The following is a 21,010-nucleotide window of genomic DNA, read 5'->3' on the forward strand; positions in this document are numbered from 1 at the left end:
GTCTCGGGGAATCGGAATGTCAGGCCTAGGCAGCAATCAGGAGAGCAAGGTCCGTCCGGGTCAGCGCCGGATGGCGCAATGGACGCGCGACTATGCGCGGCTGCCCGGCACTCCCGACGAATATATCGGGCCTGATGGCGCGCCGCGCGCGGCCTGGACCCGCTTTTTCGATGCCTTTTCAGCGCTTTCGCCGCCAGATATCGAACGCCGCTTCGCCTCCGCGGACCGGCATCTGCGCGAGGCCGGCGTGACCTATCGCGCGCCTGGCGAAACCGCCGACCGGCTGTGGCCGCTCAGCCATCTGCCGCTGATCATCGACGAGGCCGATTGGCAGCAACTGACCACAGGTATAGCCCAGCGCGTGCAGTTGTTTGAAATGATCCTGCGCGATCTCTATGGCGAGGCCCGGCTGGTCAGCGATAGTGCGGTGCCCGCGGCCGCGATTGCCGGCAGCAATGAATATCTGCGCGCCGTCTGCGGCATCAAACCACCCGGCGGGCGTCATCTCCACTTCTATGCGGCTGACGTCGGCCGCGGCCCCGACGGGCGCTGGTGGGTGCTGAACGACCGCACGCAGGCACCCTCGGGCGCCGGCTACGCGCTGGAAAACCGCCTGGTGCTGTCGCGCGCCTTTTCCAATCTCTACAAATCGATGAACGTCGAGCGCGTGGCGCCGTTCTTCGAGGCGTTCCGCGATTCGCTCCGCGCCAGCGCCGACCGCGACGAGCCGCGCATCGGCCTGTTGACGCCGGGGGCTTTCAGCGAAACCTATTTCGAACACGCCACGCTGGCGCGCTATCTCGGCTTTCTCCTCGTCGAAGGCGACGATCTCGCCGTCAGCGGCGACCGCATCCATATCCGCACCGTCGCGGGCCTGAAGCGGCTCGACGTGTTGTTGCGCAGAGTCGATTCCAATTTCCTCGATCCGCTGGAGCTCGATGCCTCGTCGCATCTCGGCGTGCCAGGCCTGATCGATGTGCTGCGCAAGGACGGCGTCGTCGTCGCCAACATGCCGGGCTCGGGCGTATTGGAGGCGAGAGCGCTACTTGGATTCTTACCGAGCCTTTGCCGCCGCCTGCTTGGCGAGACTTTGGTCATGCCGCACATCGCGACGTGGTGGTGTGGCCAGAAATCGGCGCGTGAGGAAGTACTGTCGCGGCTGGAGGATTTCGTCATCGAGGGCGCCTATGGCCGGACCGTCCCCGGCTTTGCTGGCCATGCGCCCGTGCTCGCCGGCGAGTTGCCGCCAGCCGAGCGCGACCGGCTCCGGCAGGCGATCACCGACCGCGGCATCGACTATGTCGGCCAGGAACTGGTCCGCCTGTCGACCACGCCGGTGTGGGAGCAGGGTCGGATCACGCCGCGGCCGTTCGTGCTGAGGGTATTTGCCGCGGCTACTCCGCAAGGCTGGACCATCCTGCCCGGCGGCTTCTGCCGGATCGCCGAAAAGGCGGATGCCCGTGCGGTGTCGATGGGCGACGGCGTGCGGTCGGCGGATGTCTGGGTGGTATCCGACAAGGCTGTGGCGTCGGCGACGCTGTTGCCCGGCGCTGACACGGTGCGGATCAGGCGGATCGCCGGCGTGGTGCCGAGCCGTGCCGCGGATAATCTGTTCTGGCTCGGCCGCTATCTCGAACGCGCCGAGGCGACGCTGCGGCTGATCCGTGCGCTCGGCACCTCGACGCGCGATCCCGACAAGGGAGCGTCGACCGCGCTGCATTCGGTCGAGCGTATTCAGCGGATCCTCGTGACCTGGGACGCTACCTCGCAGGCGACGCGGACCAATCCGGCGCGGGTCATCGCGGAAGCGCTGCAGAGCGAGGAGAAGTTCGGTTCTGCACTTTCGCTGGTGCGATCTGTGCAGCGAACTGCGAGTACGCTGCGCGAGCGGCTTTCGCCCGATGCCTGGCAGATCATCACCGAGATGGTGGAGCGCCTTGCGCTGCAGGTCGACGACGACGACAGCATCGTCAGCGCCGCTGAATTGACGCTGCAGGAGCTGGCGAGCCTTGCCGGCCTGGCGCAGGAGAACATGAACCGCGCCGCCGGATGGCGCTTCCTCGACATGGGCCGCCGCGCCGAGCGCGCAATCAACACCGCGCGGTTCGCGCGGCAGTTCGCCTATGACGAAGCGGGCGACGACGACCTCGACGTGCTGTTGACGCTGGTGGATTGCCAGATCACCTACCGCTCGCGCTATCTGGTCGGGCCGGCGCTGGCGCCGGTTCGTGACCTCGCCGTGCTCGACCCTTATAATCCGCGCTCGGTCGCCTTTCAGGTCGCAGCGCTCAACGACCATATCGCGGCGCTGCCAAGCCTGAAGGAACATGGTTTGATCGAGCGGCCGCAGCGGCTGGCGGTGGCGTTGCAGGCAACGTTGACGACGGCGGAGGCCGCGACGCTGGATGTGAAAACGCTGTTTGCGCTCGAACAGGATCTGCTCAATCTGGCCGACGCCATCGGCCTGCATTACTTCCCGCACGGGCCCAATGCGAGCCGGCCGGAGAAGCTCACGGGCCTCGCGTGATCTACGACATCCGTCACGTCACGACCTACGCTTACGAGAGCCCGGTGAGTTTTGCGCGCTGCTCGCTGCGGCTGGAGCCGCGAACCGACGACGGTCAGCAATTGATCTCGCACGCGGTCGAGATCCGGCCGCGGCCGGCCGAACGCACGGTGCGACGGGACTTCTTCGGAACGCATACCGAGAGCGTGCTGATCGAGACCGCGCATCGCAATTTGCGGATCGATTCCCGCTCACGTGTTTCGGTCGCGCGTCTGGCGCCTGGTCGCACGGCGCCCAGCCCGCCCTGGGAGCGCATCCGCGACGTGGCCTTTGAGGCCACCAGCCTCGGTCCCGCTTCGCCGGTCGGATACGTCTTTGCGAGCTCGCTGGTGCCGGTGCTGGCGCCGCTCACTGCCTATGCTGCGCCAAGCTTCGCGCCGGGCGGCGGCATCCTCACGGGCGCCGTCGATCTGATGCACCGCATCCGCAGCGATTTCAGGTACGACTCCAAGGCCACCGTGATTTCGACGCCGCTTAAGGAAGTGTTCGAGAAGCGCCACGGCGTCTGCCAGGACTTTGCCCATGTGATGATTGCGGGCCTGCGCGGGCTCGGCCTGCCGGCGGCCTATGTCAGCGGCTATCTGCGCACCGTTCCGCCCGCCGGCCAACCGCGCCTGCAGGGCGCCGACTCCAGCCACGCCTGGGTCTCGGTCTGGTGCGGCGCCGAGCTTGGCTGGGTCGGCTTCGATCCGACCAACGACCTCCTGGTCGAGAACGATCATATCGTCCTGTCGATCGGCAGGGACTTCTCCGACGTCTCGCCGGTCGACGGCATCATCGTCGGATCGCCCAAGCAGAAGCTCAACGTCGCCGTGGACGTGCTGCTGGTGGAATGAGGCTGGAATGCCTCGGTGCCGGACTTCTTTAAGAATTGGTTGTCCTGCCGCAGCGGTAAGCGGCGCCAATCTCCGCTGCACTACGGATAGGCACCTTAACGGAAGGTTTGCACTTTTGTTGCCAGCATGACGTGCGCGGAACAGCGCCTGCAAGTTGCGTCCACCTAGCCAGGAGATAATCGTGAACAATTGGTCAACAAAGCCTTTCGTTTCCGCCGTGGCAGCCATGCTTGTTTTCGGCGGCAGCGCCAGCGCGGGCGGCGGCGCAAGCAAGGATGAAGCCGTTGCGATGGTCAAGCAGGCCGTTACCTTCATCAAGGAGCAGGGAGCCGAAAAGGCGTATCCCGAGATCACCAGCAAGGCCAGCAAGTTCCGCGACCGCGATCTCTATGTCGTGGTCTACCAGCTCGACGGCAAAGTGCTGGCTCACGGCTCGAACGAGAAGTTCGTCGGCAAGGATCTGATCGACGCCCAGGATGTCGACGGCAAGCTCTACGTCAAGGAACGCGTCGAACTCGCCGCCAAGCAGCCTTCGTTCTGGCAGGATTACAAGTTCGTCAATCCGGTGAGCAAGAAGGTCGAGCCGAAGGAAATGTACTGCGAGAAGCTGGATAACACGGCCGTCTGTGCGGGCGTCTACAAGCTCTGACCCCGATCAAGCGCTTGCGTGACTGTGCGGTGATCGCCGCACTGAAGGGGTGACATGCTCGGCTGGATCAAGAACATTGGCCTTTCATGGAAAGTCCAGCTCGCTCCGGCGTTCCTGATCGCCGTCCTGATCGGGCTCGGCGCCTATGCGTTGCAAACGCTGCGGTCGAATCAGGCCGCCGTTGACGCGTTGGTGTCGGGGCCGGTACGGCAATCGGAATTGGCCAACGATCTCACCACGACGGTGTGGACGGCGCACGCCAAGCTGTATCGTCTTGCGGCCACGGCGGCCAATGAAAAGGACGAGAAGAAAATTGCGCAGGTCGCCAAGGAAGCTTCCGTGGCGGCCGGCAAGATTTCGGACGCGCTGAAGGCCGTCGAAGGCATCAAGGGCGGGCTCGGCCCGGAAACTTTCGACAAACTGAAAGCTGCGGTCGCGGGCTATCTCAAGCAATCGAACAATGCGATCGAGATGGCCGACGGTGATGCCGGATCGGCGCTGATTTTCATCAAGGGTGCGGAACGAAACTTTGCCGTCATCGAAAAGCTGGCCGATGATCTGATCACGCACAGCAGCGAAAGCAAGGACCGCGAAATTGCCCGGGCCGGAATCAAGCTCGAGCAGCAACAGATAACGCTGATGGCCGCGCTTCTGGCCGTTGCGCTCGCCGGCATCATTGTTTCATTTCTGATCGGTCGAAGCATTTCCCGCCCCGTCGTGGCGATGTCGCGGGCGATGCGCGAACTTGCCGCCGGGCATTTCGAGGTCCAACTGCCCGGCCTTGAGCGCCGCGATGAAGTCGGCCAGATGGCGCACGCGATCCAGGAATTCAAGGTGCAGGCGATCGCCAAGGCCCAACGCGAGACGGCGGAGCGTGAGGAAAAGAACCGCGAACTGGCATCGGCCCGCCGTGCCGAGCTTCATAACCTGGCCGAGAGTTTCGAGATCGCGGTCGGCAATATCGTCGAGAACGTTGGCTCAGCCTCGGCCGAATTGGAAAATTCCGCCGCGATCCTGACCAACAGCAGCGTGGCCACCCAGGAGCTCTCCACCGTGGTCGCCGCGGCTTCCGAGGAGACCTCCAGCAACGTGCAGTCGGTGGCGTCCGCCACCGAGGAAATGGCCAGCTCGGTCAATGAAATCGGCAGGCAGGTCGCGAATTCCAACCGGATCGCCAACGAGGCCGTCGTTCAGGCGCAGAAGACCGACGCCCGGATCATCGAATTGTCGGAGGCGGCAAACCGCATCGGCGACGTAACCAGGTTGATCACCACGATCGCCGAGCAGACCAATCTACTGGCACTCAACGCGACCATTGAGGCCGCCCGGGCCGGTGACGCCGGCCGCGGCTTTGCGGTGGTTGCCCAGGAGGTCAAGGCGCTCGCCACCCAGACCGCCAAGGCAACCAGCGAAATCTCGACCCAGATCGCCGGGATGCAATCGGCGACACAGGAATCGGTGCACGCCATCAAGGAGATCAGCGGCACCATCGGCCGGGTTTCCGAGATTGCCGCGGCGATCGCAGCCGCCATCGAGGAGCAGGGCGCTGCCACCCAGGAAATCGCGCGCAACGTGCAGCAGGCGGCGGTGGGCTCGACCCAGGTCGCGACCAGCATCGCCGACGTCAACCGTGGCGCCAGCGAAATCGGCACGGCGTCGTCACAGGTGCTGGCCAACGCGCAACTGCTCTCCAACGAAAACAAGCGGCTCAAGGCCGAGGTTGGCAAGTTCCTCGCCACCGTGCGATCGGCGTAAACGGCTTCGGACCCCAACGATGCTGTTATCGGCGAAGCCGCAGGCCGGTTCTCGCGTGGCGGACACGCGTCCCGCGGACATACGCGCAGAGCGCCAGATGCGAATCATCTCGTGCCTTGGACACGCGGTGCAGCCCATGCGATGAAGCATCGTCCGGAGACGCGCGGAGCCTGTCATCGGGCTGCGCTACGTGCGGACCCGTTGGCGCCCTCACCACGAGGGGCTTACGACACAGTAAGATTAACTAGGTCCCGGTCTTCCGCGGCCGGTCGGACGAATCGGCGCGCAGATTGCGGAAGAATTTTTCGACCTCACGCGACAGCGTTTCGGCCGTGGCCGTCAGCTCGCTGGATGCCGTAAGGACCGAAGTCGCCGCCGTGCTCGTCGTGCCGATGGCGTCGCTGAGCGACCCGATATTGACGACCAGCGTTCCGTTGCCCTGCGCCGCCAATTGCGCGTTCGCCGAGATTTCACGGGTCGCCGCATCCTGCTGCTCGATCGCGCTGGCAATGATGGAAGTCACCTCGTTGATGTCACGCACGGCGGCGCCGATCTCGCGGACCGCTTCGACGGAGGTTTTGGTCGACGTCTGGATCAGGCCGACGTTCTGGCCGATTTCGGCGGTCGCCTTGGCGGTCTGCTCGGCCAGCGCCTTGACCTCGTGGGCGACCACGGCGAAGCCGCGGCCGGCGTCGCCGGCGCGGGCGGCTTCGATGGTTGCGTTGAGCGCCAGGAGGTTGGTTTGCTCGGCGATCGCCTGGATCAGGTTGAGCACGCCGTCGATGCGCTGGGTCGCAGCCGCAAGCCCCTCGATTTCGGAGACCGATTTCTCGGTGCGCTGGCCCGCCTGCTCGACGGCGCTGGCCGACTGGCGCACCTGGCGGCCGATTTCCTCGACGGACGCGGAAAGCTCTTCGGCAGCGCTCGCGACGGCGGAGACGTTGCTGGAGGCCTGTTCGGTCGCACCGTTGGCGGCCACCGCGCGTCCGCTTGCTTCCGAAGAGACGCTGGCGATGGTCTGGGCGGTACCGCGCATCGCGGTCGCATTGTCGGTGACCGCGCGCAGTACGCCGCCGATCGCTTCCCGGAACGCATCGACCGAGGCCTCGATGTGGCGGGTGCGCTCGTCACGCGCCCTGGAATCCTCCAGCACCTGCGAATTGAGGTTGCGGTTGCGATCCATCGCTTCCTGGAAGATCTTGATGGCACGGGCGAGCGCGCCGATTTCGTCGGCGCGTTCAGCATGCGGAACCTCGACGCCTTCGGCGCCGTCGGCAACCTGCTTGATGGTGGCGGTGATGACCGAGAGCGGGCGCGCGATCGAACGGGAAATCATCAGCACGCCGAGGACGACCACCACCAGCGCCAACACGCCGAGGCAAGTCAGGATAAATGCCATCGTATGGTTGGTGTCGGTCTGTTGGGCCAGCCTCCTGCTGCGTTCGGCATAGACCTTGGAGAGCGCCTCGAGATCCTTGTTCAGCGCGGTACGCACTTGGCGGTTGGCGTCGTTGTCGCCCCATTCACGCCCCGCAGCCCCGTTGATCTCGACGCCACGGCGAACCAGCTCCTTGCGGAAGTCGACGAACTGTTCGATGCGCTTCTTGAAGGTGGCGAACTGTTGGGCGTCGTCGGCCTGGACCAGCGTTTCCCAGTTCTTCACGACATCAAGGATGCGCTCGTTGAACTTGAGCAGTCCGTCGCCGTATTTCTTCACCACCGCCGGCTCGCTCGACATGTAGATGCCGCGCGATTCCATCACGACCGCATAGACCAGCGAATTGATCCGCTCGACATTGAGCGCGGCGCGGCTGGCGATCGAGACCGCTTCGGTGAGGGCCGCGTTCTGGCGGGTGTTGTAATCGGACAAGGCTATGATGGCTGCGACGAGCAACGCGAACAGCGCGAAGATCGAATACAATTTGGCTGCAAGCGAAAATCGGGATGCCATGGCGCCACCAAAATGAGTACGGGAAAATTCAGCCGTATCGGCACGCCGGAGTGGGATCCAGGGAATGCCGTCAGCGTAGGCAATGTGCTGAATTTTGGTGGAGAATGTCTTAACGCGCGAAGTTCGTGGAATCGCAACTAACAGAAAATCATCAGTGATTTCAGATGATTACTGGAATATCGCGCGATGCCGCGCCGGGAAAATTCGGCAGGTTGGTGCGACTGCAACGGGCCTTCGTATATCCGTGCAATTGGAGGTCGCTGGCGCGGCGGAAGATGCCCGGACCCCGCAAGTACCCGACAAGACGGGCGGGCCATGACGGCGCAGCCCGCCTGATCCTCCGAAGGACGGTTCGCATTGGCAAGCAGCCGTGGCGCGAATCAAGCTAGACAGCGAGCACGGCGAAGGTGGCGCCGCGCTGCTTCGATTATGCGTGAGAATTGGGACTCATGACTCAAAGTGCCGCCTTGCCGGGCAATCTCGATCTCTATGTCCACGTGCGCGTGCTGATCGCCCTGATCCTCGGGCTGAGCGTCACGCGTCTGGTCAGTGGCATCGCGGCATTGGTCCAGCACCCCGGTCGCTATCCGATTTGGCCTGTGCATCTTGGCTGGGTCGCCTGGGCGCTCCTGAACGTGGTCGCGTTCTGGTGGTGGGAGTTTCGGCTGAGCCACATCCAGCACTGGACGTATGGCCTTTACTTCTTCGTTTGCGTGTACGCATCGATGTACTATTTCCTGAGCGTCCTGCTTTTCCCGCAGGATCTCGATGAATATGAGGGCTACGAGGATTACTTTCTCTCCCGCCGCCGCTGGTTCTTTGGTTTTGCGGCCCTCACGGAAGCCCTCGATGTGGTCGATACCTGGATAAAGGGCGAAGCGCATCTGCGATCGCTGGGACTGGAATATCTCGTCGCCACCAGCGCCTTCATATTGCTGTCCGTGGTAGCCACGAGAACGCGCAACCCAAAATTCCACATGTTGTTTGCGCTCAGCGCGGTGGCTTACCAAATAAGCTTTTCAATCCGCCATCTTGGCACGCTGGATTAGTCACAGGCGGGACGTTGATGGCTGGTCCCGTCCACCGCGCAGGGCCTCGAGCCGATTGAAGCCCTGCGGCCTGTAGCCTTGGCCGGTCGCCCGGCATAGACTAGCCAGGCAACGGAGTGGGACGGCGCGGGAAGGTCAGCATGGTCTATCGGCAGATCATCGGTGCCACCACCTATGCGTTCGACGGTTTGCGCGAGCTGCTCGCCAAAGCGACGCCGCCGCGATCCGGCGACCGTCTTGCCGGCGTCGCGGCCGATAGCGCGGAACAGATGATCGCAGCGCGAATGGCGCTCGCCGACGTGCCACTGAAGCAGTTCCTCAACGAGGCTGTCATTCCCTATGAGGATGACGAGGTCACCCGGCTGATCATCGACAGCCACGATGCCCCGGGCTTTGCCGCCATATCGTCGCTGACCGTCGGCGGCTTCCGCGATTGGCTGCTCTCCGATGCCGCAACAAGCGAGTCTTTGGCGAAGGTCTCGCGCGGGATCACGCCGGAAATGGCTGCCGGCGTCTCAAAACTGATGCGCAACCAGGATCTGATCCTGGTCGCCAAGAAATGCGCCGTGACCTCGGCCTTTCGCAACACCATCGGCCTGAAGGGGCGGATGAGCGTGCGGCTGCAGCCCAACCACCCCTTCGATGACGCCAAGGGCATTACCGCTTCGATCCTCGACGGCGTCCTCCTGGGATCGGGCGATGCCTGCATCGGCATCAATCCGGCCAGCGACGATCCGGCCGTGATCGGCGAGTTGCTGCGGCTGCTCGACGGCATCATCTCGCGGCTGCAGATCCCGACGCAGGGCTGCGTGCTCACGCATGTCACCACGACGCTTGGATTGATCGGGCAGGGCGCGCCGGTCGATCTGGTATTCCAGTCTATCGCGGGAACGGAGGCTGCCAATCGCAGTTTTGGTGTCGATCTCGCGCTGCTGCGCGAGGCGCGTGAGGCGGGGCTGTCGCTTCGCCGCGGCACGGTCGGCGAAAATTTGATGTATTTCGAGACGGGGCAGGGTTCGGCGCTGTCGGCCAACGCCCATCACAATGTCGACCAGCAGACATGCGAGGCGCGGGCTTACGCGGTGGCGCGCGCATTCGATCCGTTGCTGGTCAACAGCGTCGTCGGTTTCATCGGTCCGGAGTATCTTTACGACGGCAAGGAAATCATCCGCGCCGGCCTCGAGGACCATTTCTGCGGCAAGCTGCTTGGCCTGCCGCTCGGGGTCGACGTCTGCTACACCAACCATGCCGAAGCCGACCAGGACGACATGGACAATCTGCTGACGCTACTGGCCGCCGCAGGCGTCATCTTCATCATGGGCGTACCGGGCGCCGACGACGTCATGCTGAACTATCAGTCGACCTCCTTCCACGACGCGCTCTACGTCCGGGACCTCTTCGGCTTGAAGCGGGCGCCGGAGTTCGACGACTGGCTGGTCCGCTCAGGCCTCGCGGACGGCAATTTCCGGCTTGCCGGCAGCGCCGGCCTGCTGCCCGAATTTGCCTCGCGGCTGATCGCTTGAACTCCGGCCTGCAGATTTTCGCAACCATTGAACCCAAAGCGAGTTAGAAGTCACAGTCACAATGTTGAAGAATTTCTGGCCCAACTTCCAATGTCGTGCTTAAATTCATGTCAGCCTTGAGGAAATTTGATGAGAGTTGAAGGCATTGGAACGGTCCGGCGTATCCTGTGCGTCTTCCCGCGCTATACGTCTTCTTTCGGCACGTTCGAATACGCCTATCCCCTGACCGCTGGCGTGAAGGCTTTCATGCCGCCACAGGGCCTCCTCCTGATCGCGGCCTATCTCCCGGCAAACTGGCAGGTGCGTTTCATCGACGAGAACATTCGCCCCGCCAGCAAGGAAGACTTCGAATGGGCGGAAGCGGTGTTCGTCAGCGGCATGCACATCCAGCGCCAGCAGATGAACGATATCTGCCGCCGCGCGCATGCCTTCGATCTTGCGGTCGCGATCGGCGGCCCGTCGGTGAGCGCTTGCCCGGATTACTATCCCTCGTTCGATTATCTCCATGTCGGCGAACTCGGCGACGCCACCAATGAGCTGATCGCGCGGCTGGCGCGCGACCCTTCGCGTCCCGAGCAGCAGGTGGTGCTGACGACCAACGAACGCCTGTCGATGACGGAGTTTCCGATTCCGGCCTACGAGCTGGCGGAAGTGAAAAAATACCTGCTCGGCAGCATCCAGTATTCGAGCGGCTGCCCCTATCAGTGCGAGTTCTGCGATATCCCCGGGCTCTATGGCCGCAATCCGCGCCTGAAGACACCGCAGCAGATCGTCGCCGAACTGGACAGGATGCGCGAATGCGGCATCACCGATACGGTCTATTTCGTCGACGACAATTTCATCGGCAACCGCAAGGCCACGCTGGATTTGCTGCCGCATTTGATCGAATGGCAGAAGAGGACGGGCTATGTCGTGCGGCTGGCCTGCGAGGCGACGCTGAACATCGCCAAGCGGCCCGAGATCCTGGAGAAGATGCGCGAGGCGAGGTTCGTCACCGTGTTCTGCGGCATCGAGACGCCCGATCCCGACGCGCTGCACGCAATGCACAAGGACCACAACATGATGGTCCCGATCCACGAAGGCATCCACACCATCAATTCCTACGGTATGGAAGTCGTCTCCGGCATCATCATGGGTCTTGACACCGACAAGCCGGGCACGGCGGACGCACTGCTCAACTTCGTCGATGAATCGCGGATTCCGCTGCTGACGATCAATCTGCTGCAGGCGCTGCCGAAGACGCCGCTATGGGACCGGCTGGAGCGCGAAGGCCGGCTCAACGATGACGAGAGCCGCGATTCCAACGTCGAATTCCTGATGCCCTACGACCAGGTCATCAGTTCCTGGAAGCGATGCATGGAGGTCGCCTTCCGGCCCGAGAAGCTCTATGCGCGCTACCAGTATCAATGCGACTACACCTACGCCAACCGGATCAAGGTGCCGGTCGCGCCTGAAATGAAGACCTGGCCCAACATCAGGCGCGCGCTGATCATGCTGCGCAACATCTTCTGGCAGGTCGGGGTGCTCAGCGATTACAGGCGCGTGTTCTGGAAATTCGCGATCGGGCGCCTCAGGTGCGGCGATATCGAAGGGCTGATCGGTTCGGCCACGATCGCGCATCATCTGATCAAATTCGCGCGCGCGGCATCCGGCGGCCAGCAGAATGCGTCGAACTATTCGATCCGGCTGCGCGAGGCCTCCGTGCCTGCCGAGTAAAGGCTCATGAAAACGCCGACACCGCCGACCCGCTCGCTCGAAGCCCTGCGGGAATTAACGCCGGCGCGCGTCGGGCTCGGCCGCTCCGGCGCGAGCATGCCGACTGACGCGCTGCTTGCCTTCACCCTCGACCACGCACGCGCGCGCGATGCCGTGCATGCCGCATTCGATGCGCGGCAACTCGTTGCGGAATTGGCCGGCCTCGGCCTGCAGGTTAGTGAGGTTTCCAGTCAGGCGCGCAACCGGCGCGACTATCTGCGCCGCCCCGATCTCGGACGCATGCTCGAGCCGAATTCACGGCGCGCGCTGGAAAAGCAAGGTGGCGGTGCGAACCAGGTTGTAATCGTGATCGGCGACGGGCTGTCGCCGGCGGCCGTCAATGTCCACGCGGTCGAGCTGGTTCGCCATCTTGCTCCGCGCCTGACGGAGGCCGGGATTCGGTGCGGCCATCTCGTGGTCGCTGCTGGTGCACGCGTGGCGCTGGGCGACGAGATCGGTGCCGTGCTCGGCGCGCAGATGGTGGTGATGCTGATCGGCGAACGGCCCGGCCTGTCGGCCCCCGACAGTCTCGGCGCTTATCTGACCTTTGCGCCGCGCAGCGGCCTCACCGATGAGAAGCGCAATTGCGTGTCCAATATCCACGGCGCAGGCCTGAGCTACGATGAGGCCGCCTTCAAGATCGCGTGGTTGGTGCGTGAAGGCATCGCACGCCGGGTCACGGGCGTGGCGCTGAAGGACGAAAGCGGAACCGCGCTGATCGCCGCCAGTGGTGCTGGCAGGTGTGGCAAATCAGAGACTTAACGCGCATTTTCGACATTTGCGTCCCGATTTGCCCTGCCGCGCGCGCTTGCCGGATCAGGTTCGGGCCTGTAAAACGGCGCCGATTAATTTACCGCGTGATTTCAAGGGCTAGTGCCGATCGGATAGGGGCCGGCAAGGCCGTATTCGCGCCACCAAGCTGCACATAAAGCCAAGCTACGCAAACAGGCCGACGTGAGAACTGGACAGGGTATGCTCGACAAGAACTCGGAAAGTCGCGTCCACGTCGCAGCCATAGAGGATCCGCCGCCGGGCAAGAGCATCGCCTTCGGGCTCGAGCGCATGGGGCTGATCGCGGTCAAGGCGCCGATCCTGTCCATGGTCATTCTCGCGGTGCTGATCGTGGCGGCCATCTTCGGCATCCAGCGCATCAAGATCGACGACTCGCTGAGCCAGTTGTTCCGCTCAGATTCCAAGGACTTCAAACAGTACGAAGCCGTCACCAAGCGCTTTCCGGCGACCGAATTCGACGTGCTGGTCGTGGTCGAGGGCAAAACGCTGCTCGCCCGCGAGAACCTCGAAAAGATCCGCGACATGGTCACCGACCTGCAACTGGTCGAGGGTGTGCGCGGCCTGGTCTCGCTGTTTTCGGCGCGTCAGGCGCCAGAGCCCGGCAAGTTGCCTGCCGCGCTGTTCCCGCCCGAACTGCCGCAGGGCGCCGCCTACGACAAGTTCGTCGAGACCGTCAAATCCAACGAGATCATTCGCGGCAAGCTGTTGTCCGAGGATGGCACGCTGGCGCTGATCGTGCTGTCGCTGGAGCCGAAGGTCGTTTCCTCGAACGAGCTCGGCACGGTGGTCGCCGAAATGCGGAAGATCATGGCCGAGGATCTTTCCGGCAGCGGGCTCAACGCCCAGCTGTCCGGCGTTCCCGTCATGCAGCTCGAGATCCGCAACGCGGTCAAGCGCGACGGGCTGACCTACAATATTCTCGGTATCCTGGCCGGCTGCATCATCGCGATCATTTTCTTCCGCAAGATATCGTTCATGGTCGTTGCGGCCTTCCCGCCGATCATCGCGATCCTGCTCGCGCTCGGTGGCCTCGGGTGGGCCGGTTTCAATCTCAACATGTTCCTGAACGTTATGACGCCGCTCATCATGGTGATCAGCTTCTCGGACTCCATGCAGTTGACGTTCGCGGCGCGCGACCGGCTGATTGCCGGCCAGGACAAGCTGAAGGCCTTCACCAACGCCGTGCTGGTAGTCGGCCCGGCCTGCGTGCTGACCCATGGCACCGCCGGCATATCCTTCATCGCGCTGCAATTCTCCGATTCCGAACTGATCCGCAAATTCGGCGAGGCCGGTCTTGCCGCCACCATCATCGCGCTGGTGGCCGTGCTGTCGCTGGTGCCCGTATTCGGCGTGCTGTTCGTCCGCAACGAGAAGATTTTTGCGGTGAAATTCCAGAGCGCCGACGCCGGCGTGCAGGCGCTGCGCAATTTCTGTTACTGGATCGCGGTGCGCATGGTCGGCCGCCCCGGGCTGTTCAGCCTGCTCGCGTTGCTGCTCGTCGCCGGCCTCGGCTACATCTACGCCACGCTGGAGCCGCGCTACCGGCTCGCCGATCAGGTGCCGGACAAGCGGCAGGCGGTGGCGGCATCGAGCCGGCTCGACGCCAAGCTCACCGGCGCCAATCCGATCGACGTGCTGATCGAGTTCCCCAAGGGCGCCTCGCTCTACGCGCCGGAAACCTTGAAGACGATCGCCGACGTCCACTCGATGGTCGAGAAGTCGGCCGGCGTCGGCAACGTCTGGTCGCTGGAAACGCTGCGCCGCTGGCTCGCGGAGAAGGCCGGCAGCAGCGACGTTGCGACGCTGAAGGAATATGTCAGCGTCATCCCGGAACATCTGGTCCGCCGCTTCATCTCGGCCGATCAGGATGCGGTGGTGGTGTCAGGGCGCGTTCCCGATCTCGATTCAAGCGAAATCCTTCCTGTGGTCGACAAGCTCGACAAGGCACTCGACAAGGTGCGCGCCGAACACCCCGGTTATGAAATCGCGGTCACTGGTCTGTCAGCAATTGCGGCGCGCAACAGCGCCAACATGATCGACAAGCTCAACCACGCCCTGACGATTGAATTCCTCATTGTCGCCGTCTTCATCGGGCTCGCGTTCCGCTCGGTCGTGGTGATGTTCTCCTGCATCCTGCCGGGTATCTTCCCGGTGGTGGCATCGGGCACGGTACTGTGGATGTTGGGCGAGGGGCTGCAATTCGCCAGCGTCGTCGCGCTGACGGTATCGTTTGGCCTGGGCCTGAGCGCCACGATCCACTTCCTCAACCGGCTTCGCCTGGAGAGCAAACCGGGCGTCAGTTCGGGACTGGCGGTCGAGCGCGCCACCGTGCTGGTCGGCCCGGCGCTGATCCTGACCACGGTGGTGCTGGCCTGCGGCCTCGTCGTCACCGTGTTCTCCGACTTGCCGTCGCTACGCTTGTTCGGCTGGCTCAGCGCGTTCTCGATGGTCGCAGCGCTGGTCGCTGACCTCTTCATCCTGCGGCCGACCTCGATGTTCCTGATCAGCCTGTCAGAAAAGATTCGCGGCGTCAGTCACGTCGAGCCAGCGGACAACAAGGCCGCCGAGTAGCGAACGCTGCTGAACAACAGGGGTTGCCGGCCGACGGCAGCCAGAGGGGCTGAGGAATGACGTCTGCAGGATTAGCCGCTCGCCCTGCGGCCGACGCTGCCGCCTACCGCGCGGTCGAACACATCTATCATTCCTATCTCACCGGGCTGATCCTGATGCTGGCGTCGCGGGCCGGCGCGCCGCGCGCGGCCGAGGTGGTATTTCGCACCTTCCGGCGCCAGCAACTGGCGCGCTTCCTTCCCGGATTGAAGAAGCTCGGCCTCGACCAGCTTCCGCATGCGGTCGCGTGCGCCCAATATCACTATCTGTCGAACCAGGTCGGCGGCGTGAAGGTCGAATATGTCCGCGAGAGCGACACCAAGGCCTGGGTGCGCTATCCGCCGCCGCGCTGGATCTGGTCCGGCACGGCCATTTGCGGAATCCCCTCGGAAGTGTCGCGTGCGATGTTGCGCGGATGGCATTCCAATAACGGCGTCGTGCTCGGCAATCCCAGACTCGGCTTTGTCTGCACGGGTCAGACCGTTGACGGTCAGCCGGGGCTCGAAGGTTACTACAAGGAATGGGATCACGATCTCGCGCCCGAGCAGCGACTGCAGTTTTCGCCGGGCGAACGCTGTCCGCCATTCTGTGCCGAGCTCGCGCCGCGCCTGCCGGAGAACACATGGCCGGAGGAACGGCTGCAGAAGGTGCTTCGCAATTATGCGATGGAGTACATCACCTCGATCGTTCCGGAGACGATTGCCGTGCTCGGACCGGAGGAGGGCGGCCATCTCGCCGGCGCCGCGGCGCGGCTCGTCGGGATGCACACCTTCGACGACGTCGCTGCGCTGTTGGGTGGCGTGGAGGCGGGGGCGGTGGGTTTCGCCAAGGCCTTCGCCCGGCTTGCGCGGGGGCAGGACGACGATGCGGAACTGCAAATCGAAGGCCCGGGCGCAACCGTGCGCCAGGCTTCGTGGCGCCTGATGGCGGAACGTGAAGCGCTGTCGCCTCAAGTGTTCGATGCCTGGAACGAATTGTGGGTGGGGGCCGCGCTCGCGCATGATCGCTTCATGCGCGTCGAGGTGACGGAACGCCGCGACCGCTGTGATGCGTATTGGGCGTGGCAATTCCGCTGAGCTGCCGAAAATAAAAATGGCGGTGCCCGGGGGGAGCCGCCATTGGCGCTACTGCTTCGAAGAACCGTATCAGGTCCTGGTCATCGTGATCTTGACGCCGCGGATCTCGCCCTTGGAGTCGATCTGCACGCTCTGCTTGTTGCCGGTGGTGCGCAGATTCAGGTTGGCTGCAAATCCCGATGCTTCGACAAACACGTCGATCTGGCCGCCACCGGCGGTGCCCTGCAGATTGCCGAAGATGTTTCGGCTCTTTTCGCTCCAGTTGCCCGAAATGCGTTCACCCTGGCTGGTGACATCGCTCGAGAGATCGAACTTGTAGCTGTCGCTGGCGCAGTGCAGGTTTTGCTTCAGGCCAAGCCCGCTGGCGTTGACCTTGTAGTCGGCCTTGCAGCGGATGTTCTCGGTGGTGCCGTTGGAGAGCGCGACAGTCCCTGTGCCGCTCCAGTTTCCGTCAAAGCCGGCAAACGGGCCGCCCGCCTGCGCATGGCTTTGAGCGACCGACAACATTAGCGCGGCGCCGACGCCGGCCGCTGCAACAGCCTGACGGAGCAAGCTGGAACCAAACAGTTTCATCGTGAGTCTTCCCCTCAAATAGACGTTCTTCGCAAAGATAGGTCTCGCCGCATCGAAGATTTAGTGTTCCCGCAGTATGTTAGGTTCAAATGACCAGATGCTGTTTCCGGCGGTCTCGGCAGCAAGAAACGCCGCAAAGCGACCGAGAGGAATCAAGGCGTTCCATCAACTCCGTCGGCGCAGCATTTAGCTTCGCCCACGACCGTCTGCAAGAACCAATTTCCGAGAAAGTGTGGCAGAAATACACGTTAGATATCAGCCGGTTATTTGCCGTGCTGGGATCGCCGTAAATTTAGCCGTATTTGCCATGCTTGTCCTGTGCACGTTGCTGCGTCACGCGGCACCTGCCATCCAAACAAATCCGCCCCGGCGATGCCGAAACGCAATCGGGAACGGGATTTCATGCTGCCGAAATGAAGGAATACGATGCGTAAATCTCTCCTGGCCCTCACTTTGTTGTCGATGTCGGTCTCGTCGAACGTCGCCTTCGCCCAGCAAGCGCAGCGCAGCGGAACGGAGGAGGAGCAGAAGGCCTGTACGCGCGACGTGCAGAAATTCTGCCGCGCGGTCATCGATCAGGGCGATTTCACGATCCTGGCGTGCCTCAAGGAAAATCGGCCCAAGATCAGCGCGGCCTGCAACCAAGTTCTCAAGAACAACGGCCAATAAGGCGCGTCGCGTCCGTTAACCCTCGCGGAAAAGCCATTTTCGGCTCTATGACGCGCGTCACGGGCGGGGTTGATCAGCCCATATAGCATTGGTTTTGGCGGCGTATTCCCCTATATGGGGCTCGCGATCTCCTCGCATGCGCCGGGCACCGGCGCATGCCGCCAATCCCGATTGATGTAGCCAGTTCTTGATGACCACCGCGAGCGACCTGCGATCCGGAAAAACTGACCGCGACGAGAATTTTCCGGTCGCGTCGTGGATCATTCATCCGCGTCACCGGGCGCTGATCCTCGCGTTCTACAACTTCGTCAGGACTGCCGACGACATCGCCGACCACGCGACCCTTAGCGCGGAAGAAAAGCTGCGCTATCTCGACCTGTTCGAGGCCGAGCTACTCGGCAAGGGCGACACGCAAGCCGAGGCCGTCAATCTGCGCCGTGCCTTGGCCGAGCGCGCGATGGCGCCGCGCCACGCGCTCGACGTGCTGGTCGCGTTCCGGATGGACGTCACCAAGCTGCGCTACGAAAACTGGGACGACGTCATTCATTATTGCCGCTATTCGGCCATGCCGGTCGGCCGTTTCATGCTCGACGTTCATGGCGAGAGCACCTCGACCTGGGCCGCTTCCGACGCGCTGTGCGCGGGATTGCAGATCAACAACCATTTGCAGGACTGCGCCAAGGACTACAAGAATCTCAACCGCGTCTACCTGCCGCGTGACGCGCTGGCAGCAAGCGGCGCCACCGTCGAGATGCTGGGCGAGGCGAAGTCGCAGCCGGCGCTGTTGCAATGTCTCCATGCGCTCGCGGCGCGGACTGAAACTCTTCTCAATGAAAGCAAGTCGTTGAGTGCCGCGGTAAAGGATTTCCGGCTCGGGCTCGATATTGCCGTGATCCAGGCATTTGCCGACAAGATCGTCGGCATGCTGAAAGTGCGCGATCCGCTCAGCGAGCGCGTGCATTTGAGCAAGCTGGAGTTGCTCGGCCATACCATCGGCGGCATCGCCGGCGAGATCACCCGCCGCGCGATCGGACGCCGTCCCCAGGCAAATCCGGCGGCCGGCGCATGACGTTGCATCCGGCGGCGGCCGACGCAGATTACGGTGCCACCGCATCCGGCAGCTCGTTCTATGCCGCGATGCGCATCCTGCCGCGCGACCAGCGCGAGGCGATGTTCCAGATCTACAGCTTCTGCCGCCAGGTCGACGACATCGCCGATTCCGACGGCCCGCGGCCCGAGCGGCTGGCTGCGCTGCAGCAATGGCGCGACGATATCGATGCGCTGTATCAGGGGCACCCACCGCCGCGCCTGCAGGACTACGCCGCGTCGGTCAAAACCTTCGGTCTCAAGCGTGAGGATTTTCTCGCCATCGTCGACGGCATGCAGATGGATGTGCCGCAAGACATCCGGGCGCCGGATCTTGCCACCCTCGATCTCTATTGCGACCGCGTCGCCAGCGCCGTCGGGCGACTATCGGTGCGCGTGTTCGGCCTGCCTGAGGAAGACGGCATCCTGCTCGCCCACCACCTCGGGCGCGCGCTGCAATTGACCAATATCCTGCGCGACATCGATGAAGACGCCGGCCTCGGTCGCCTCTATCTGCCACGCGAGGGGCTGCTCCTTGCCGGCATCACGACCGATGATCCGCAGCGCGTGATCGTCGATCGCGCATTGCCGAAAGTATGCCTGCCGCTGGCCGAGCGCGCGAAAAAGCATTTCGAGAAAGCCGACGAAATCATGAAACGCAATTCGCGGCGCGTGGTGCGCGCGCCGCGGATCATGTCGAAATATTACCGCGCGATCCTGGACTTGCTGCTGGCCCGGGGCTTTGCGGCTCCGCGCGAGCCGGTTCGCGTCCACAAATGGGCGAAAATCGCCATCCTTCTCCGATACGCGATCATCTGATGCAGAAAAACGTTCATATCATCGGCGCCGGCATTTCCGGCCTTTCAGCGGCCGTGCGGCTCGCCAACGCCAATTACCGGGTGCATGTCCACGAGGCCACGCAGCAGACCGGCGGTCGTTGCCGGTCCTATTTCGATGCGGCCACCAACCTCACCATCGACAACGGCAATCATTTGTTGTTGTCCGGCAACCGTCATGCGCTGGCCTACGCCAAATCGATCGGCACCGAGGCGGGGCTGGTCGGGCCAAAGGCTGCGCAGTTTCCCTTTATCGACATCTCAACCGGCCAGCGCTGGCAACTTGACCTTGGCGACGGCAAGTTGCCGTTGTGGGTGTTCGACGAGGCTCGCCGCGTCCCCGATACGAAGCTGTTCGATTACCTCGCATTGATGCCGCTGATCTGGGCAGGGACCGATAAGCTGGTAGGCAATGCGATCGCCTGCAAGGGCACGCTGTACCAGCGGCTGGTGCAGCCGCTGCTGTTGGCCGCGCTCAATGTCGACCCACCGGAGGGTTCGGCGGGCCTGGCCGGCGCGATCGTGCGGGAAACGCTGCTGGCGGGTGGGCAGGCCTGCCGGCCGCTGATCGCGCGCGATGGCCTCAGCGCTGTGCTGGTCGAGCCGGCGATCAAGCTCTTGCAGGACAAGGGCGCCTCGATCCAACTCGGCCATGAGCTGCGCGAACTCGTGATGAAGGGGAACGATGTCGGCGAGCTGAAATTCGGTGGCGACACCATCGCGCTCGGCCCCGACGACGTCGTGGTACTCGCAGTGCCGCCGCGCCCTGCGGCGGCGCTGCTGCCGGGATTGAAGACGCCGTCGAAATTCCGGGCGATTGTCAACGCGCATTTCCGCTTCGACCCGCCCAAGGATGCGCCGCCGATTCTCGGCGTCGTCGGCGGGCTGGTGGAGTGGCTGTTCGCATTCCCGCAGCGGCTGTCGGTCACCATCAGCAATGGCGACCGGCTCGTCGACATGCCGCGCGAGGAACTCGCGCTGGCGATTTGGCGGGATGTCTGCAAAGCCGCCGGTCTGCCGGGCGAATTGCCGCTGCCGCCCTGGCAGATCGTGCGCGAACGCCGTGCGACTTTTGAGGCTACGCCGGAGCAGAATGCGCTGCGGCCGGGGACGACGACGTCCTTCAAAAACCTGTTTCTCGCCGGCGACTGGACTGATACCGGATTACCGGCAACCATCGAGGGATCGGTGCGGTCAGGCGATCGCGCCGCCGATCTGGTCCTGGCGAGGCGTTAAGCCTGAGGACGAGTTGCGTGACCGGCTTCACAGAGCCCGTCGCGAATA

At 63.4% G+C, this 21,010-nt stretch carries 16 protein-coding genes; 14 read left to right on the forward strand and 2 right to left on the reverse strand.

The window, feature by feature from the left end; translation table 11 throughout:
• Positions 1-16: 16 nt before the first annotated feature.
• The 4 genes from CQ13_RS38805 (at position 17) to CQ13_RS38820 (ending at position 5,806) form a co-directional block, all read left to right on the forward strand.
• Positions 17-2,527 carry a circularly permuted type 2 ATP-grasp protein gene (locus tag CQ13_RS38805; protein WP_057848025.1) on the forward strand — a complete coding sequence of 837 codons (2,511 nt, stop codon included), beginning with the start codon at positions 17-19 and terminating at the stop codon, positions 2,525-2,527.
• Positions 2,524-3,402, forward strand: a complete 879-nt coding sequence (locus tag CQ13_RS38810; RefSeq protein WP_057848026.1) for a transglutaminase family protein — start codon at positions 2,524-2,526, stop codon at positions 3,400-3,402. Before CQ13_RS38805 ends, CQ13_RS38810 begins: the two co-directional genes overlap by 4 nt.
• Before the next feature lie 226 nt (positions 3,403-3,628).
• Positions 3,629-4,051, forward strand: coding sequence for a cache domain-containing protein (locus tag CQ13_RS38815; RefSeq protein WP_057848027.1), 423 nt, complete (start codon positions 3,629-3,631; stop codon positions 4,049-4,051).
• Positions 4,052-4,105: 54 nt separating this feature from the next.
• Positions 4,106-5,806, forward strand: a complete 1,701-nt coding sequence (locus CQ13_RS38820; protein ID WP_057848028.1) for a methyl-accepting chemotaxis protein — start codon at positions 4,106-4,108, stop codon at positions 5,804-5,806.
• Positions 5,807-6,050: 244 nt separating this feature from the next.
• On the opposite strand, the gene CQ13_RS38825 is transcribed toward CQ13_RS38820, so the two are convergent.
• Positions 6,051-7,757 carry a methyl-accepting chemotaxis protein gene (locus CQ13_RS38825; protein WP_057848029.1) on the reverse strand — a complete coding sequence of 569 codons (1,707 nt, stop codon included), beginning with the start codon at positions 7,755-7,757 and terminating at the stop codon, positions 6,051-6,053.
• 449 nt (positions 7,758-8,206) lie between these two features.
• Between CQ13_RS38825 and CQ13_RS38830 the strand changes: the two genes are divergently transcribed.
• The 6 genes from CQ13_RS38830 to CQ13_RS38855 all read left to right on the forward strand — a co-directional run bounded on the left by CQ13_RS38830 (position 8,207) and on the right by CQ13_RS38855 (position 16,562).
• Positions 8,207-8,806 carry a hypothetical protein gene (locus tag CQ13_RS38830; RefSeq protein WP_057848030.1) on the forward strand — a complete coding sequence of 200 codons (600 nt, stop codon included), beginning with the start codon at positions 8,207-8,209 and terminating at the stop codon, positions 8,804-8,806.
• Between the two features lie 140 nt (positions 8,807-8,946).
• Positions 8,947-10,329: an ethanolamine ammonia-lyase subunit EutB gene (locus tag CQ13_RS38835; protein ID WP_057848031.1), complete on the forward strand. Its 1,383-nt coding sequence runs from the start codon at positions 8,947-8,949 to the stop codon at positions 10,327-10,329.
• Positions 10,330-10,458: 129 nt separating this feature from the next.
• Entirely contained in the window at positions 10,459-12,045 is a 1,587-nt protein-coding gene (locus tag CQ13_RS38840; RefSeq protein ID WP_057848032.1) for a B12-binding domain-containing radical SAM protein, read from the forward strand.
• Positions 12,046-12,051: 6 nt separating this feature from the next.
• Entirely contained in the window at positions 12,052-12,846 is a 795-nt protein-coding gene (eutC, locus tag CQ13_RS38845) for an ethanolamine ammonia-lyase subunit EutC (RefSeq protein ID WP_057848033.1), read from the forward strand.
• 210 nt (positions 12,847-13,056) lie between these two features.
• Positions 13,057-15,447: an efflux RND transporter permease subunit gene (locus CQ13_RS38850; RefSeq protein WP_057848034.1), complete on the forward strand. Its 2,391-nt coding sequence runs from the start codon at positions 13,057-13,059 to the stop codon at positions 15,445-15,447.
• Between the two features lie 56 nt (positions 15,448-15,503).
• Entirely contained in the window at positions 15,504-16,562 is a 1,059-nt protein-coding gene (locus CQ13_RS38855) for a hypothetical protein (protein WP_057848035.1), read from the forward strand.
• Positions 16,563-16,631: 69 nt separating this feature from the next.
• Here the strand turns inward: CQ13_RS38855 and CQ13_RS38860 are convergent, their stop codons facing one another.
• On the reverse strand, positions 16,632-17,135 hold the full coding sequence (locus CQ13_RS38860; protein ID WP_057848036.1) for a hypothetical protein: 504 nt from the start codon (positions 17,133-17,135) through the stop codon (positions 16,632-16,634).
• A 426-nt stretch (positions 17,136-17,561) separates the two neighbouring features.
• Between CQ13_RS38860 and CQ13_RS38865 the strand changes: the two genes are divergently transcribed.
• The 4 genes from CQ13_RS38865 (at position 17,562) to hpnE (ending at position 20,962) form a co-directional block, all read left to right on the forward strand.
• Complete coding sequence (locus tag CQ13_RS38865) at positions 17,562-17,804, forward strand: cysteine rich repeat-containing protein (protein WP_057848037.1); 243 nt, start codon at positions 17,562-17,564, stop codon at positions 17,802-17,804.
• Between the two features lie 190 nt (positions 17,805-17,994).
• Positions 17,995-18,873: a squalene synthase HpnC gene (gene hpnC / locus CQ13_RS38870; protein ID WP_057848038.1), complete on the forward strand. Its 879-nt coding sequence runs from the start codon at positions 17,995-17,997 to the stop codon at positions 18,871-18,873.
• Positions 18,870-19,709: a presqualene diphosphate synthase HpnD gene (hpnD, locus tag CQ13_RS38875; protein ID WP_057848039.1), complete on the forward strand. Its 840-nt coding sequence runs from the start codon at positions 18,870-18,872 to the stop codon at positions 19,707-19,709. Before hpnC ends, hpnD begins: the two co-directional genes overlap by 4 nt.
• Positions 19,709-20,962, forward strand: coding sequence for a hydroxysqualene dehydroxylase HpnE (gene hpnE, locus CQ13_RS38880; protein WP_057848040.1), 1,254 nt, complete (start codon positions 19,709-19,711; stop codon positions 20,960-20,962). Before hpnD ends, hpnE begins: the two co-directional genes overlap by 1 nt.
• The last annotated feature ends 48 nt before the right edge of the window (positions 20,963-21,010 follow it).

The sequence above is a fragment of the Bradyrhizobium retamae genome, from assembly GCF_001440415.1.
Lineage (GTDB): Bacteria > Pseudomonadota > Alphaproteobacteria > Rhizobiales > Xanthobacteraceae > Bradyrhizobium > Bradyrhizobium retamae.

What these genes read in the sequence shown, in the direction of transcription:
- CQ13_RS38860 (WP_057848036.1), bottom strand. Translation starts at nt 17,135, where the DNA reads ATGAAACTGTTTGGTTCCAGCTTGCTCCGTCAGGCTGTTGCAGCGGCC.
- hpnE (WP_057848040.1), top strand. Translation starts at nt 19,709, where the DNA reads ATGCAGAAAAACGTTCATATCATCGGCGCCGGCATTTCCGGCCTTTCA.
- CQ13_RS38815 (WP_057848027.1), top strand. Translation starts at nt 3,629, where the DNA reads ATGCTTGTTTTCGGCGGCAGCGCCAGCGCGGGCGGCGGCGCAAGCAAG.
- CQ13_RS38805 (WP_057848025.1), top strand. Translation starts at nt 17, where the DNA reads ATGTCAGGCCTAGGCAGCAATCAGGAGAGCAAGGTCCGTCCGGGTCAG.
- CQ13_RS38840 (WP_057848032.1), top strand. Translation starts at nt 10,459, where the DNA reads ATGAGAGTTGAAGGCATTGGAACGGTCCGGCGTATCCTGTGCGTCTTC.
- CQ13_RS38855 (WP_057848035.1), top strand. Translation starts at nt 15,504, where the DNA reads ATGACGTCTGCAGGATTAGCCGCTCGCCCTGCGGCCGACGCTGCCGCC.
- CQ13_RS38825 (WP_057848029.1), bottom strand. Translation starts at nt 7,757, where the DNA reads ATGGCATCCCGATTTTCGCTTGCAGCCAAATTGTATTCGATCTTCGCG.
- CQ13_RS38865 (WP_057848037.1), top strand. Translation starts at nt 17,562, where the DNA reads ATGCGTAAATCTCTCCTGGCCCTCACTTTGTTGTCGATGTCGGTCTCG.
- CQ13_RS38835 (WP_057848031.1), top strand. Translation starts at nt 8,947, where the DNA reads ATGGTCTATCGGCAGATCATCGGTGCCACCACCTATGCGTTCGACGGT.
- CQ13_RS38820 (WP_057848028.1), top strand. Translation starts at nt 4,106, where the DNA reads ATGCTCGGCTGGATCAAGAACATTGGCCTTTCATGGAAAGTCCAGCTC.
- CQ13_RS38830 (WP_057848030.1), top strand. Translation starts at nt 8,207, where the DNA reads ATGACTCAAAGTGCCGCCTTGCCGGGCAATCTCGATCTCTATGTCCAC.
- hpnD (WP_057848039.1), top strand. Translation starts at nt 18,870, where the DNA reads ATGACGTTGCATCCGGCGGCGGCCGACGCAGATTACGGTGCCACCGCA.
- hpnC (WP_057848038.1), top strand. Translation starts at nt 17,995, where the DNA reads ATGACCACCGCGAGCGACCTGCGATCCGGAAAAACTGACCGCGACGAG.
- eutC (WP_057848033.1), top strand. Translation starts at nt 12,052, where the DNA reads ATGAAAACGCCGACACCGCCGACCCGCTCGCTCGAAGCCCTGCGGGAA.
- CQ13_RS38850 (WP_057848034.1), top strand. Translation starts at nt 13,057, where the DNA reads ATGCTCGACAAGAACTCGGAAAGTCGCGTCCACGTCGCAGCCATAGAG.